The organism is Flavobacterium tistrianum (assembly GCF_003254545.1).
Lineage (GTDB): Bacteria > Bacteroidota > Bacteroidia > Flavobacteriales > Flavobacteriaceae > Flavobacterium > Flavobacterium tistrianum.
The window spans coordinates 53013-67580 of record NZ_QJRH01000063.1 but is presented as its reverse complement, the minus strand read 5'-3'; the positions used below and the strand labels follow the sequence as shown (position 1 = coordinate 67580).

16 protein-coding genes are annotated in these 14568 nt (G+C 30.3%); all 16 read left to right on the top strand.

Annotated features, from left to right (window positions below; all coding sequences use genetic code 11):
• Positions 1-1143 carry a glycosyltransferase family 4 protein gene (locus tag DMB71_RS05580; RefSeq protein WP_111364396.1) on the top strand — a complete coding sequence of 381 codons (1143 nt, stop codon included), beginning with the start codon at positions 1-3 and terminating at the stop codon, positions 1141-1143.
• An 82-nt stretch (positions 1144-1225) separates the two neighbouring features.
• Positions 1226-2071 carry a glycosyltransferase family A protein gene (locus tag DMB71_RS05575; RefSeq protein ID WP_111364394.1) on the top strand — a complete coding sequence of 282 codons (846 nt, stop codon included), beginning with the start codon at positions 1226-1228 and terminating at the stop codon, positions 2069-2071.
• Complete coding sequence (locus DMB71_RS05570; protein ID WP_111364392.1) at positions 2072-2662, top strand: DapH/DapD/GlmU-related protein; 591 nt, start codon at positions 2072-2074, stop codon at positions 2660-2662. It abuts the gene before it with no gap.
• 51 nt (positions 2663-2713) lie between these two features.
• Positions 2714-3634 (top strand): glycosyltransferase, encoded by a 921-nt coding sequence (locus DMB71_RS05565; protein WP_111364390.1) that lies wholly within the window; start codon positions 2714-2716, stop codon positions 3632-3634.
• Positions 3634-4233: a sugar transferase gene (locus DMB71_RS05560; protein ID WP_111364388.1), complete on the top strand. Its 600-nt coding sequence runs from the start codon at positions 3634-3636 to the stop codon at positions 4231-4233. The genes DMB71_RS05565 and DMB71_RS05560 overlap by 1 nt, the downstream gene beginning before the upstream one ends.
• Positions 4234-4235: 2 nt before the next feature.
• Positions 4236-5243 (top strand): ketoacyl-ACP synthase III, encoded by a 1008-nt coding sequence (locus DMB71_RS05555; RefSeq protein ID WP_111364386.1) that lies wholly within the window; start codon positions 4236-4238, stop codon positions 5241-5243.
• A gap of 4 nt (positions 5244-5247) precedes the next feature.
• Positions 5248-5478 carry an acyl carrier protein gene (locus DMB71_RS05550; protein ID WP_111364384.1) on the top strand — a complete coding sequence of 77 codons (231 nt, stop codon included), beginning with the start codon at positions 5248-5250 and terminating at the stop codon, positions 5476-5478.
• A 1-nt stretch (position 5479) separates the two neighbouring features.
• Positions 5480-6529 (top strand): 3-oxoacyl-ACP synthase III family protein, encoded by a 1050-nt coding sequence (locus DMB71_RS05545; protein ID WP_111364382.1) that lies wholly within the window; start codon positions 5480-5482, stop codon positions 6527-6529.
• A gap of 6 nt (positions 6530-6535) precedes the next feature.
• Positions 6536-7612 (top strand): aromatic ring-hydroxylating oxygenase subunit alpha, encoded by a 1077-nt coding sequence (locus DMB71_RS05540; RefSeq protein WP_111364380.1) that lies wholly within the window; start codon positions 6536-6538, stop codon positions 7610-7612.
• The gene (locus tag DMB71_RS05535; protein WP_111364378.1) at positions 7609-8346 is read left to right on the top strand and encodes an SDR family NAD(P)-dependent oxidoreductase; all 738 of its coding nucleotides are present in this window, start codon (positions 7609-7611) and stop codon (positions 8344-8346) included. The genes DMB71_RS05540 and DMB71_RS05535 overlap by 4 nt, the downstream gene beginning before the upstream one ends.
• Positions 8324-8974 (top strand): acetyltransferase, encoded by a 651-nt coding sequence (locus DMB71_RS05530; RefSeq protein WP_111364376.1) that lies wholly within the window; start codon positions 8324-8326, stop codon positions 8972-8974. Before DMB71_RS05535 ends, DMB71_RS05530 begins: the two co-directional genes overlap by 23 nt.
• Positions 8975-8978: 4 nt before the next feature.
• Complete coding sequence (locus DMB71_RS05525) at positions 8979-10121, top strand: DegT/DnrJ/EryC1/StrS family aminotransferase (protein WP_111364568.1); 1143 nt, start codon at positions 8979-8981, stop codon at positions 10119-10121.
• Positions 10122-10124: 3 nt separating this feature from the next.
• Positions 10125-10673: a dTDP-4-dehydrorhamnose 3,5-epimerase gene (rfbC, locus tag DMB71_RS05520; RefSeq protein WP_111364374.1), complete on the top strand. Its 549-nt coding sequence runs from the start codon at positions 10125-10127 to the stop codon at positions 10671-10673.
• Positions 10673-11518: a dTDP-4-dehydrorhamnose reductase gene (gene rfbD / locus DMB71_RS05515; RefSeq protein ID WP_111364372.1), complete on the top strand. Its 846-nt coding sequence runs from the start codon at positions 10673-10675 to the stop codon at positions 11516-11518. The genes rfbC and rfbD overlap by 1 nt, the downstream gene beginning before the upstream one ends.
• 56 nt (positions 11519-11574) lie before the next feature.
• Positions 11575-12459, top strand: a complete 885-nt coding sequence (rfbA, locus tag DMB71_RS05510) for a glucose-1-phosphate thymidylyltransferase RfbA (RefSeq protein WP_111364370.1) — start codon at positions 11575-11577, stop codon at positions 12457-12459.
• Between the two features lie 84 nt (positions 12460-12543).
• Positions 12544-14511 (top strand): polysaccharide biosynthesis protein, encoded by a 1968-nt coding sequence (locus DMB71_RS05505; RefSeq protein ID WP_111364368.1) that lies wholly within the window; start codon positions 12544-12546, stop codon positions 14509-14511.
• Positions 14512-14568: the final 57 nt, after the last annotated feature.

Sequence of the window (14568 nt, the reverse complement as noted above, 5' to 3'; positions counted from 1 at the left end):
ATGAAAAAAATAGTTCATATTATAGATACTTTATGTGTAGGAGGAAGAGAGAATTCTGTAATTGATATTTGTAATCATTTAGATAAAAAAAAATACAAGGTTTTTATTATCACTTTGACTAATGATTTAAATGAATTGTCATATAAAATAAATTCAGATGTGACTCTCTATTCTCTTCCGATTAAACATCATGAATTAGTGGGGGTTAATGCTGTTTTTTTCTTTTTTAAAGCTATCAAGAATTTATCAAATGTACTAGACTCAATATGTCCAAATATAGTTCATACACATTCTTATCTTCACAGATTGCTAATAGAGAATTTAGCAATAAAAAGGATCAAAAATGACTTTAAAAGTTTTCATACAGTTCATACTTCGGGAATGTATTATAAATCCGACAAGTATTTTGACAAGCTTAAATTTTTGTTTGAAAAATTTACGATCGGATTGGTAAATCCTTTTCTTGTAGGAATTTCTGAAGTTGTGCAAAGCAATAATATTCAATTATATAGATATCAATCTAAGACTTCAAGGTATATACCAAATGGTGTTGATTTAGAAATCTACCATAAAGAAATTTATGATGCAAAAAAAACAGACTTTGGTTGTAATGAAAATGACATTATTATCACGTACGTGGCTAGGTTTTGCGATGGAAAAAATCATGAAACTCTATTAAAAGCAATAAAAATAGTTGTAAATAAGTATCCTTCCGCTAAATTGATTTTGGCAGGGGATGGTGAAAGAAGAGGCTTTATCGAAGATTTTTTGGATAAAAACAAACTGCAACAAAATGTCATTTTGCTTGGAGCTATCAAAAATGTTGCAGAACTTTTGTCAGTTTCATCGTTTTGTGTTTTTCCTTCAGAATTTGAAGGTTTTTCATTAACATTAATTGAGAAAATGGCAATGGGTCTACCTGTCGTTGCCGCTGATAATGATAGTTTTAAAAGTTTAATAATTCATAAAGAAAACGGTCTCTTGTTTTCAATGTTTGATGAAGTTGCTTTAGCAGATAATATTTTTGAGCTAATTGAAAACAAGGAGTTTTATGAAAAAATTGCCACGAATAGTCTCAGTTTTTCTAAACAATTTTCTCTTAATAAAATTGTTGCATTGTATGAAGACTATTATCAGAACTAATGTTTGTGGTGAAGAATAAATGCGAATATCATATGGTATACACTTACAGATCTAAGTGTTTCCGTTATTTTTTAGAAATTTTATGGCAATTAAGGTAAGCTTAGTAGTGTCTACTTATGGTAGATATGAAGAATTAAAGGAACTATTTGATAGTCTTTTAAAACAGGATTATAGCAGAGAAAATTTTGAAGTAATTCTAATTGATCAAAATGATGTGATTAATTTGTCATCATTGACAGATTTATATAAGAATGATTTAATATTAAATCATTATAAAACGGATGTAAAGGGGCTTTCAAAAGCAAAAAACAAAGGAATAGAATTGGCTAGAGGTGAGTTAATTACTTTCCCCGATGATGATTGTACTTTTTATCCGAATACAATTTCCAGCGCTTTGACGTTCTTTGAAGAGAATCCAACAGCTGATATTGTCTTTGGTAGTGTTTGGTATGGCGATTTATATAAGAATAATCAATTTGATGTTGAGAATAAATTGCTAAAATTGAATTCATTTAACTTTAGTTTTTACTATTCGGCGATTACTTGTTTTACAAGAATTAAATCGATAAGATTTGATGAAAATTATGGGGTTGGCTCAAGAATATCTTCTGGCGAAGAATTAGATTATGTAATTAATTCTATTAATAGTAACTATAATGTATATTATTACTCCTTAATTCAAGTTTGGCATCCTATATTGGGCGTCTCAACAATGCCTAATGAAAAAGTGTATAAATATGCTTATGGATACGCATCTATAATTCGTAAGAATTTGAATTTTAGTTTGTTTGTCTTGTTTCTGTTTTCTCTGTTTTATCAAGTGTTACGTTTTATTTTGAATATTCATAAAGAATCTTCGCGAAAATATTTATTAGCAATAAGTGGAAGGTTAGATGGGTTCTTTAAAAATGAAATTAAATATATTTAGATGAATGGTTATTTAGATCAATATGGATTTTTTGGTTTTTTACGTTTATTAAGAGATAAAATATTTACAATTTTATTTTACCCAAAAGCAAGAATAGTTAGGATGCCTGTTTATGTTCGTGGCAAAAAAGGAATAATAGGGGGAGTTAGATTAACTACTGGAATTAATTTGAGAGTTGATATTATAGGAAAAAAAAGCTCTCTCATTATCGGGAATGACGTTCAAATTAACGATTATGTTCATATAGGAGTTACAAACCGCGTAACAATTGGCGATAATACCCTTATAGCTTCAAAGGTTTTTATTTCAGATCATAATCATGGAAGTTATAGTGGTGAAGACCAAAGCAGCCCATATGAAAAACCGATTTCGAGAATTTTAAAATCACAAGAAGTTAAGATTGGAAAAAATGTTTGGATAGGAGAATTTGTTTCTATTTTGCCTGGTGTAACAATTGGAGACGGGGCAATCATTGGTGCAATGAGTGTTGTTACAAAAGATATTCCCTCAAATTCCATAGCAGTTGGTTCTCCAGCTAAAGTCATTAAAGTTTATGCTGATAAGTTAGAAAAATGGGACGCGAAAACTTAAAATAGTTTGAAATAAAAGAGTAATGAAATTGAAAACATACATGTTTCTTATATGAAAGTTTTAATCATATTAGCATCTTATAACGGAGAAAAGTATTTAAAAGAGCAATTAGATTCGATATTGTCTCAAGAGAAAGCGCATGTCCATGTGGTTATTTTTGACGATGTAAGTAAAGATGATACATTAGGAATTGTAAATTTATTTAAAGAAGACGAACGAATTCGTTTAGTAGTAAATGACCATCCAACAGGGAGCGCTGCAAGCAATTTTTTTGGTGCAATTAAATATTTGAAAGAAGATTTTATAGAAAAATATGATTATGTATTATTTGCTGATCAGGATGATATTTGGCTGCCAAAAAAAATAATATCTGCAGTTGAAATGTTAAAGAGTGAAAAATCTAGCTTATATTTTTCTAATTTAATTTTATGGGATCAGAAAACAGATAATAAATCATTAATAAAAAAATGCTATCCACAAAAAAAATACGATTTTTTGTTTGAAGGCGGTAGCGCTGGTTGTACTTACGTTTTTACGAGAAAATTTGCATTAGATTTAAAAAGCTGTTTGCATAAAATTGATTATAGTAAATGGAAGTTTTTTTCACATGATTGGTTTGTATATTTTTTTGCAAGAATTAACAATTACAATATATCAGTTGACAGTAATGCTTATATTTTATATAGAATCCACGGGGAGAATGTGCATGGTCAATTAAATAAAATGTCAATTCATGCAATTAAAGAAAGATTGAAATTAATAAAAGAGGGCTGGTATTTCCAGCAAATAAAAGATTTTTCAAAATTGGTTCCAAAGAATTCTGAGTATATGAAAATCTATAATTTATATTCAAAAAATTATTTTACAAGATTTTACGTTATTTTTAGATATAATTTTCAATTAATGAGAAGTAGAAATAAGATGATTCAGTTTGGAATAATAAGTTTAATGCCAATTAAAGTTAAAAAATAATGTATAAAATCCTTAAACCATTTATAGACTTTATTGGAGCTTTGAGTTTATTAATATGTACTTTGCCAATAATTTTAATACTAATCTTTTGTCTAACTATTGCGAATAATGGCAAGCCTTTTTTCAGACAAAGACGACCTGGTAAAAATGGAAAAATATTTAAAATTACCAAATTTAAAACAATGAATGACAAAGTCGATTTAGAAGGGGTTTTGTTATCAGATGGGGAAAGATTAACAAAAGTGGGTTCATTTATTAGGAAGACTTCTTTAGATGAATTGCCACAATTGTTAAATGTATTAATGGGAGATATGAGTTTGATAGGGCCAAGACCATTACTGCCTGAATATTTGCCACTCTACAATGATTTTCAAAAACAGCGACACAATGTTAGACCTGGTATAACGGGCTGGGCTCAAGTAAATGGAAGAAATGCTATTAGTTGGCAAGAAAAATTTAAATTTGACGTTTATTATGCGAAAAATGTTTCATTTTTATTAGATTTAAAAATAGTATTTTTAACTATTGAAAAAGTTTTTAGGTCAGAGGGAATAAATGCCAATAATGCGGCAACAACAGAATCATTTAAAGGAAATTAAATATGGGTATGGTTATTAAGGCAATTGAATATGTTCATGCTGAAAACAAAATCACAAACAAAGATTTACAAGAAGCATTTCCAGATTATGACTTTTCAAAATTTGAAGAAAAAGTAGGTATAAAAAATAGATACTGGGTTGGTAAAAATGAAACGGCTTTTGATTTAGCTTTGAAAGCATGTGAAAAGTTATTTGAAAATTACGATAGGCAAGAAATTGATTATATTTTGTATTGCACGCAAAGTCCAGAATATTTTTTGCCTACAACAGCCTGTATTTTGCAAAATCAATTAGGAATAAAAAAGAATATTGGAGCTTTAGATTTTAATCTTGGATGTTCAGGGTATACATATGGGATTAGTCTTGCAAAGGGGTTAATAAGTTCTGAACAAGTAAAAAATGTATTATTAGTAACAGCAGAAACTTATTCTAAATATCTTCATCCTAATGATAGATCTAATAGATCAATTTTTGGAGATGCTGCAACTGCCACATTAATATCATATTCAGAAGAAGAGGATGGAATTGGCAATTTCATGTTCGGGACAGATGGTTTAGGCTACGACAAGTTAATTGTTAAAAATGGATGTAGCAGATTTTCATATGATCCAAATGCTCCCGAAATAGTATATGGGACAGATAATACATATACGGACAATCATTTGTATATGAATGGACCTGATGTGTTTAATTTTACAAATGAAGTTATACCAAACTTTACAAAAGAAATTGTTGAACTAAACAACTTAAGCGTTGACAAAATTGATCAGTTTGTTTTTCATCAGGCAAATGCATATATGTTAAATTTTATGCGTAAAAGATTGAAGATTGCTAGTGATAATTTTTTTATCGATTTGGAAGATGGTGGAAACACAGTTTCTTGTACGATACCTATTGCATTAAAAAAATATAGTGAATTGATTGACAAAGAATCTGCAATAATTATTGTCGGATTTGGAGTTGGTCTTTCTTGGTCAGGAGGACTTATTAAAATTAAGAATAAATTATAATATTATGAAAAAAGTTGATTTTATTTCAGGCTTAGCTGAAGAATTGGAAATTGAAACTACCTTAGAAAGTACTACAAATCTTAAAGATTTAGATGAGTGGGATTCTATGGCAGCTATGGTTTTAATAGGATATGTGTCAAATGAATTTGGAGTTACTTTAAATGGTGACGATTTGAAAGACATAACGACAATTGACTCATTGATTGAACGAATTGGATTAGATAAATTTAATTAATATGCTTCAGGAATTTCAAGGTGTAGAAATTGAAGCAATTAGTGCTTGTGTCCCTAAGAGAAAAATCTTAAACGATTCTTTCGGAGAACTGTTGTCTCCAAAAGAGTATAGAGTTTTTGAAAAAACGGTAGGTATACTGGAAAGACGTTGGGCTGAAGAAAATGTAACTGCATCTGATTTAGGTCTTAGTGCAGCTTTAAATTTAATTGATAAACACAAAATAAATAAAGAAGATATTGAGTGTTTAATTTTTTTAAGTCAAACACCAGATTATAAAATTCCATTTACGTCCAATATTCTCCAATATAAACTCGAATTAAAAAAAGAAATTTTATGTTTAGATATTAATGCGGGTTGTGCAGGATTTATTCAAGGGATAAGCACTGCATTCTCAATTGTGAAATCTTTAAAGAAAGGAAAAGTGTTGTTTATAGTAGCAGAAACCCTTTCAAAGATACTTTCAATTGAAGATAGAAGCACCGCAATGTTATTTGGAGATGGTGCGGCGGCTGTTTTAATTAGTGCCGATCAATCTAATAATAAATCCTATTTAAATTTCTTTTCGGATGGAGAAAATGCCAATGCAATTCAAATTCCTGATGGCGGATACCGTAATGGAATCACTGAGAAAAGTCTTGAAATTGTAAGTGATGAGATGGGGAATAGGAAAAATGGTCTTCATTTGAGTATGAATGGTCCAAAAGTCTTTGATTTTACCCTGCGAGAAATTTCAAATAGCATTATTAGCTTGTTAGAAAAAACAAATATTAAAAAAGAAGATATTGATTGTTTTCTTTTGCATCAGTCTAATCAGTTTATTATAAAGCAAGTAGCTTCCCAGCTAAAAGTAGAGCCAGAAAAGATGCTTTTGAACATTAGTAATTTTGGAAATACTAGTGGAGTTTCAATCCCACTTTTAGTATGTTCTCACAAAGAGTTATTAAATAACTCGCAAAATGTTTTAATGAGTGGATATGGCTCTGGGTTAAATTGGGGAAATTTGATTATTAATTTATCCAAAACTAAGATTTTCGATATAATAGAAATATAAGAAATTATGAAAGCTTTAATAAAGCCAAAAGAATATTACACAAAAGAGATTTTTGAGAGAGAAAAAGAAGAGTTATTTTCGGAAATTTGGAACTTTGTAGGTTTTATTTCTGATTTTGCTGAAATAAATGATTTCGTGGTATCTAATGTTTCAGGTATATCAGTTGTTGTGCAGAATTTAAAAGGTAAAATTAGAGCGTTTAAAAACGTTTGTTCCCATAGACACTCTATAATTCAAACTTGTGAGAAGGGAAACAGACCTTTAATGTGCCCTTATCATGGGTGGGCATATAATGACAAAGGAATTCCTTTTGGAATCCCTAAAAAGCCATTATTTAATTTTACAAAAGAAGAATTAGAATGTCTGAAGTTAGAAGAATATTCGGTTGATATCTGTGGAAGTTTAGTATTCTTAAAAGTAAAGAATGATGAAACAACTCTTCAAGATTATTTAGGTGAATTCTATAATGAAATAGAAAATATGTCTAATAATTTTGGAAAGCAAATAGATTTAAATGAAATTGAAATCAAATGTAATTGGAAAATCGTTGTCGAGAATACATTAGAAAGCTATCATGTGGCTTTAATTCATTCTGAAACATTTCAGAAGTTAGGAGCTGATGGTTTAGATTTTTCTTTTTCAAAAAACCATTCTATGTGGGATGCTGTTTTGTTAATGAAAGAAAATGAAGGAAAACAAGCTAAAGTTCATAAACCATTTCAAAATAGAAATTACAAAATTGAAGGATATAAACATTTAATTATTTTTCCTAATATTTTAATTTCGTCAACTTACGGAGTTTCTTTTAATTTATCACAAATTATTCCTCTTTCAGAAGACAAGACATTGTTTAGAAGTTTTGTTTTTATTGCTAAAAAAGATATTGAAAGTGAAGGGTCTATTTTAGAAAAAGTTTATGAAGAGAGTCTAGTAGATTTTAATCGAAAAGTTTTTGATGAAGATAAAGCCATCTGTCAAGAAGTTCAAAAAGGTGTCAAATTTTCTTCATATGATGGCGAGCTAAGTGAAGAAGAAGAAAGAGTTCTTTATTTTCAGCAAGAGTATAAAAAATATTTGAAATGATACAAAATAAAAAAATATTAGTTACAGGAGCTACGTCTGGAATAGGATTAGCTCTTTGTGATTTTTTAATAAAACAGGATTGCAGCGTAATAGGAATTGGAAGAGATAAAGATAAAATTAAAGATCTTATTGAAAAGGCTGATAATAAACTAAAGTTTTTGTCTCTTGATTTAATTGATTTTGAGAGCTATACTATGGTTTTTGATGAAATGCTGAACGGAGAAAAATTTGATGGTTTCGTTCATTGCGCTGGGATAGAAGAAACGTTACCGTTAACGATGTATAATCCAGAAAATGTAAAGCGTATATTTGATATCAATGTGTTTTCAGGAGTTGAATTATTAAGATATTTTTCTAAGAAAAAATATTCAAATGATGGAGCTAGTGTAGTTTTTCTTTCTTCGGTTATGGGAGAATTGGGACAGCCTGGAAAAATTGGTTATTGCGCCACAAAGTCTGCTATTCTAGGAATTGTAAAAGCATCTGCGCTTGAGCTTGCAAAAAGAAAATTCAGAGTTAATTCAGTAGCTCCTGGAGTCGTAAATACACCAATGACCCAAAAATTATTTTCTCAAATTGAAGAGGATAATATTCAAAGAATTAAAGAAATGCACCCTCTAGGTATTGGCGAAGTAGATGATGTCGTGCCTGCGATAACATTCTTGTTGTCAGATTCTAGTAAATGGATAACAGGACAAAATTTAAAAATTGATGGAGGGTATTCAATACAATAATTTAGAAATTATCATTTTAGGAGCAGGTGGGTTAGCTCGAGAAATTGCAAGTTGGTATAATATAGGTTCTAGTGAAGACAATAGGAAGATAATAGGCTTTATGGATGAAAATCTTGAAGCTTTAAATAACTATAACATAGATCAAAAAATTATTGGAAAAATAGAACTGGATAAGGTAAAAAAAAATCAATCAGTAATTTGTGCAATTGCTGATGTGAATGTAAAAGAGAAATTGTTTAATGAAATAATTAAATCCCAGATTTCAATATTTTCTTTTGTACATAAATCTTGTTTTATAGGAGAACGAACAATCTGTGGAAAAGGATTGGTTTTGCTTCCTTATGCAGTCATTTCATGTGATTGTAGAATCGGAGATTTAGTTTTTATTAATAATGGTTCCCAGATTGGTCATGATGTCAACATTGGTGATTTTACAAGCATCATGGCAAATGTCGATATAGGTGGTAGTGCCCAAATAGGAAAAAATGTTTTTATAGGTTCTAATGCAGTAATTCTTCCAGGTGTTAAAATTCCTGACGATACAAGAATTGGTGCAGGTGCTGTAGTTTTAAAATCGATAAAAAATAAAGGAACTTATTTTGGTAACCCTGCAAAAAAAATATTTTAAAAAAATGAGTAATTCAAAAATATGGCTTTCTTCACCACATATGGGAGGCGCAGAACAAAACTATGTAAAAGAAGCTTTTGAGACTAATTGGGTCGCGCCATTAGGGCCTAATGTTAACGGTTTTGAAAAAGATCTGGAACATTATTTAAAAGAAGAGGTTCATGTGGGAGCTTTAAGTTCTGGTACTGCTGCAATACATTTAGGTTTGATTTTACTAGGCGTTAAATCAGGTGATGAGGTTATTTGCCAAAGTATGACTTTTTCGGCTTCAGCAAATCCAATATTATATCTCGGTGCCACTCCAATCTTTATAGATAGCGAAAAAGAAACTTGGAATATTTGCCCAATTGCACTGGAAGAAGCTATTAAAGATAGAATTTCAAAAGGAAAGAAGCCAAAAGCTATTATAGCCGTGCATCTTTATGGTATGCCATACAAAGTAGAAGAAATTAATGCCATCTCAAAGAAGTATGAAATTCCTGTTTTGGAAGATAGTGCTGAGGCTTTAGGAAGTTACTATAAAAATCAAAAGTGCGGAACTTTTGGAGAAATTGGTGTGCTTTCTTTTAATGGAAATAAAATCATTACCACTTCAGGGGGAGGTGCAATAGTAACTAAAACTAAAGAAAAAAAAGATAAGGCTGTTTTTCTTTCAACGCAAGCAAGAGATAATGCACCACACTATCAACATAGTGAAGTTGGTTTCAATTATAGAATGAGTAATATATGTGCGGGGATTGGTCGTGGGCAAATGGAAGTCTTAAATAAGCATATTCTTTTAAGAAGAAAAATACATGATTTTTATGTAGATTACTTTAAGGATGTTGAAGGTATTACGGTATTAACAGAGCCAAATGACCAATATTATTCAAATCATTGGCTGTCAGCAATCGTTATCGATCCTGCCAAAGTTGATGGAAATACTAGAGAAGATTTAAGACTAGCTTTAGAGGCTGAAAACATTGAAAGCCGTCCACTTTGGAAACCTATGCATTTACAGCCAATTTTTGAAAAGTATTCTTATTATGGAGGTGATGTAGCTGAGAATTTGTTTAAAAATGGATTATGCTTGCCATCTGGGTCAAATCTTACAGAAAATGATAAAAATAGAATAAAAGAAGCTTTTACAGCTTTTTTTAAATCATAAAACATGAAAATCGAAGAAACATTTATTAAAGATCTGGTAATTGTGGAACCAACAGTATTTGGGGATGAAAGAGGATACTTTTTTGAATCTTATAGTAAAAACAAATTTGAAGATTTGGGAATTGATATTGATTTCGTTCAAGATAATCAATCCTTTTCAAAAAAAGGAACCTTACGGGGGCTGCATTATCAAAATCCTCCTTTTGCACAAACAAAATTAGTTCGTGTTTTAGAAGGGGAAATTATTGATGTTGCTGTAGATCTAAGGAAAGATTCTACGACTTATGGAAAATCATTTAGTATTTTATTGTCAGCAGAGAATAAAAAACAGTTATTAGTTCCACAAGGATTTGCACATGGATTTTCTGTTATTAGCGAAACAGCTTCAGTAATGTACAAATGTGACCAATTTTATAAGAAAGACTCTGAAGGCGGAATTAAATATGATGATCCTTCTTTAAATATTGATTGGGGTATGAATCTGGATGAAGCTATAGTTTCAGAAAAAGATCAAATCCTGCCTTTTATAGAAAATTGTAACAGCTTATTTTAATGGAAAAAATTCTAGTAACTGGAGCAACAGGGCAATTAGGATCTGAACTTTCAGTTTTAGCGCCGTCTTATCCTCAATATGAATGGATATTTGCTGATCGCATACAAGTAACATTAGATAATTTAGAATTGCTTCAATCTCAACTAGATAAAATTAAGCCTGATATTATATTTAATTGCGGAGCTTATACAGCTGTGGATAAAGCTGAAGAAGAAAAAGATTTGGCTTTTAAAGTGAATCATTTAGCAGTAGAATTAATTGCAAAATACTGTGCAGAAAATAATGCTAAATTAATTCATATTTCAACGGATTATGTGTTTGATGGATCTTCATCTATTGCCTTAGATGAAGATGAGGAAACAAATCCTATAAATGTTTATGGGAAAAGTAAACTAGTTGGTGAAATGGCTTGTTTAAAAGAAAATCCGGAATCAATTGTTATTAGAACTTCTTGGGTCTACAGTAAGTTTGGAAATAACTTTGTTAAAACTATGCAGCGATTAATGCAGGAACGAGATGAAATTAATGTTGTAAACGATCAGATTGGCTCTCCAACTTATGCTGCTGATTTGGCAAAAGCAATGATTGATATACTTGAATCTTTAAAATGGATTCCAGGAGTTTACAATTATTCGAATGAAGGGGAGATTAGTTGGTATGAATTTGCATTAAATATCAAAGAATTAGGAGGATATGCTTGTGAAGTAAAAGGAATCCAATCCTCATCTTATAGAACCATTGCAAAACGGCCAAATTTTTCATTATTGAATAAGGAAAAGATAAAAAGGGTTTATAATTTAGATATTCCATATTATATGGAAAGTTTAAAAAAAATGTTTGTATAAGATCTAAAATTTGATTTTAGATTTCGCAAATCTAAAGATTTATAGAAATAAGATTTATGAAAGGAATTATATTAGCCGGAGGTTCTGGCACAAGATTACATCCATTAACATTAGCCGTAAGTAAACAACTAATGCCAGTTTATGATAAACCTATGATTTATTACCCTTTGTCAACTTTAATGATGGCAGGAATAAATGAGATTTTAATTATATCAACTCCTCATGATTTACCACATTTTAAAAAGCTTTTGGGCGATGGTAGTACAATTGGTTGTAAATTTAGTTATGCTGAACAACCAAATCCAAATGGTTTAGCCCAAGCTTTTGTAATTGGAGAAGAGTTTATAGGTAATGATAAAGTAGCGTTAGTTCTCGGAGATAATATTTTCTTTGGAACAAACATGCAACAATTATTAAAAGATAATGCCGATCCGGAAGGCGGGGTTGTTTTTGCTTATCATGTTTCTGATCCTGAAAGATATGGAGTTGTTGAGTTTGATGGAAACAAAAATGCAATATCTATAGAAGAAAAACCATTAGAACCAAAATCAAATTATGCCGTTCCTGGTCTATATTTTTATGATAACTCAGTTGTAGAAATCGCAAAAAACATTGAACCTAGTGCCCGTGGCGAATATGAGATTACAGATGTTAATAAAATTTATCTCGAGAAAGGGAAGCTAAAAGTGGGTATATTAAGCAGAGGTACAGCTTGGCTAGATACTGGAACTTTTAATAGTTTAATGCAGGCAGGTCAGTTTGTTCAGGTACTAGAAGAAAGGCAAGGCCTAAAAGTAGGTTGTATCGAAGAAATTGCTTGGAGACAAGGTTTTATTAATGATGATCAGTTAGAAGAACTTGCCCAACCTTTGTTAAAGTCTGGTTATGGAACCTATTTATTGGACTTCCTTAAACAAAAGAAAAAAGGTGTTAAAGTTTAATTTGTATCTATAAGCAATCGTTTAAAACCTTTAATTTGTATTTTTGTATAAAGTTCAAACTTTACTGACTTAAAAAAAGCTAAATTGAATACCGACAAACCAAATACTATAACGGCTTTATTTTATAAAGCCTTTTCACCAAGAAATCTAAGGGCAAACATCAATAATTTGAGTTATTTGCCAAGATGGATTATTGTTGCTATTGACATAATGGTTTTGTTTTTTTCTTTTTCTTTTACTTATTTGCTTTTCGATGGGACGGCAATAGGATATATTATAACATCACATGATTTTTATTTTGTTGCAAGTTTAATAACGGTCAATGTGTTTTTCTTTTGGCTCTTTAGAACGTACTCAGGAATTATTAGACACTCATCATATATTGATGCTATAAAATTGCTTTTTTCTCAAATGTCAGTATTAGTTTTCTTTCTGTTTATAAATTTAATATTCGAATTATATACTGGACATAAAGCTTTCTTGAATACAGCTTTATTTATCAATTTAGTTTTGTCTTTTTGCGGGTTGTTCTTGTATCGAGTAATTGTAAAACAGACTTTCGAAATGTACTTTTCAGAAAAAGCGACAACAAAATTGGTAAGGACTGTTATTTATGGTACAGATGCAAATGCAATTTCAGTAGCCAACGCTTTGAAATTTGAAACACCTTCCAGATTTAAGATTGTAGGATTTGTAGATAAAAATAATCAGAATGCATCTAAACGAATGCTGGATTTACCGATCTTAATTTTAAGAAAGAAACTTCCAGCTTTAATGCGTTCTGTTGCTGCAGAAGGAGTTATTATTGCTGATAAAAGTTTATCAAAAGAAGAACAGCTTATTATTGTTGATCAATGTCTAGAGTTTAATTATAGAGTATATACCGTTCCATTGATTTCAGATTGGGAAAATCAGAAGGAAATCTCTCAAAAAGTTAAAAATATTCAGATTGAAGATTTATTAGAAAGAAAACCTATAGTTCTAGATAGTAAATCAATTTCTAAACAATTAAAAGATAAAACTATTTTAATTACTGGCGCGGCTGGATCAATTGGAAGTGAAATTGTGAGACAGGTTCTGAATTTTAATCCAAAAAACGTTATTGTTTTAGATCATGCTGAGACACCATTGCATAATTTATGTTTAGAAACTCAAGCAATGAATTTTAGTACAAAAATTGTGGCGGTAATTGCAGATGTAAGAAGCAAAAAAGCATTAGATAAAGTTTTTAAAAATTATAATCCGCATGTTGTTTTTCATGCCGCCGCATATAAACATGTGCCTTTGATGGAAGAAAATCCTTCTCAGGCAATTCAAACTAACATAAAGGGAACAAAAAACTTGGCAGATTTAGCCTGTAAGTATCATGTGAAGAAATTTGTAATGGTTTCTACAGATAAGGCCGTGAACCCAAGTAATGTGATGGGAGCGAGTAAACGTATTGCTGAAAAATATGTGCAGTCTTTATTCTTAAAGAATCAACGCGAAAATGTGGAAGGTGGCACAAAATTCATTACAACTCGTTTTGGAAATGTTTTGGGATCAAATGGATCTGTAGTTCCTTTATTTACCAAACAAATTGCAGAAGGAGGGCCAGTAACAATTACACATCAGGATATTATACGTTATTTTATGACAATTCCAGAAGCTTGTCAGCTTGTATTAGAAGCAGGAGCAATGGGGAATGGTGGCGAGATCTATATTTTTGATATGGGTAAACCTGTTAGAATTATTGATTTAGCACGAAAGATGATAAAATTGGCAGGTTTTATTCCAGATAAAGAAATTAAAATAAAAATAGTTGGTCTAAGGCCTGGTGAAAAGCTTTATGAAGAATTATTAAATGATACTTCTAAAACTCTTCCGACATACCATAATAAGATTATGATTGCACAAGAAATTCAAGACGAATATGAAACTCTTCATAATGATGTAGACGAATTAATTGGAATTGCTGATTTTTATGAAAATGATGATATTGTGGCTAAGATGAAAAAAATTGTTCCAGAATTTAAGAGCATGAATTCTGCTTTTGAGATTTTAGACAAATAATAGATCAAATTTATATACAAAATATAGTTCAAAAGGTGTTTTTTTAAACGCCTTTTG

Bases quoted from the DNA above. Each gene is read 5' to 3' on its own strand.
- rfbD (WP_111364372.1), top strand. From the start codon at position 10,673: ATGGAAAAAATTCTAGTAACTGGAGCAACAGGGCAATTAGGATCTGAA.
- DMB71_RS05565 (WP_111364390.1), top strand. From the start codon at position 2,714: ATGAAAGTTTTAATCATATTAGCATCTTATAACGGAGAAAAGTATTTA.
- DMB71_RS05550 (WP_111364384.1), top strand. From the start codon at position 5,248: ATGAAAAAAGTTGATTTTATTTCAGGCTTAGCTGAAGAATTGGAAATT.
- DMB71_RS05525 (WP_111364568.1), top strand. From the start codon at position 8,979: ATGAGTAATTCAAAAATATGGCTTTCTTCACCACATATGGGAGGCGCA.
- DMB71_RS05530 (WP_111364376.1), top strand. From the start codon at position 8,324: ATGGAGGGTATTCAATACAATAATTTAGAAATTATCATTTTAGGAGCA.
- DMB71_RS05560 (WP_111364388.1), top strand. From the start codon at position 3,634: ATGTATAAAATCCTTAAACCATTTATAGACTTTATTGGAGCTTTGAGT.
- rfbA (WP_111364370.1), top strand. From the start codon at position 11,575: ATGAAAGGAATTATATTAGCCGGAGGTTCTGGCACAAGATTACATCCA.
- DMB71_RS05580 (WP_111364396.1), top strand. From the start codon at position 1: ATGAAAAAAATAGTTCATATTATAGATACTTTATGTGTAGGAGGAAGA.
- DMB71_RS05575 (WP_111364394.1), top strand. From the start codon at position 1,226: ATGGCAATTAAGGTAAGCTTAGTAGTGTCTACTTATGGTAGATATGAA.
- DMB71_RS05535 (WP_111364378.1), top strand. From the start codon at position 7,609: ATGATACAAAATAAAAAAATATTAGTTACAGGAGCTACGTCTGGAATA.
- DMB71_RS05545 (WP_111364382.1), top strand. From the start codon at position 5,480: ATGCTTCAGGAATTTCAAGGTGTAGAAATTGAAGCAATTAGTGCTTGT.
- rfbC (WP_111364374.1), top strand. From the start codon at position 10,125: ATGAAAATCGAAGAAACATTTATTAAAGATCTGGTAATTGTGGAACCA.
- DMB71_RS05555 (WP_111364386.1), top strand. From the start codon at position 4,236: ATGGGTATGGTTATTAAGGCAATTGAATATGTTCATGCTGAAAACAAA.
- DMB71_RS05570 (WP_111364392.1), top strand. From the start codon at position 2,072: ATGAATGGTTATTTAGATCAATATGGATTTTTTGGTTTTTTACGTTTA.
- DMB71_RS05540 (WP_111364380.1), top strand. From the start codon at position 6,536: ATGAAAGCTTTAATAAAGCCAAAAGAATATTACACAAAAGAGATTTTT.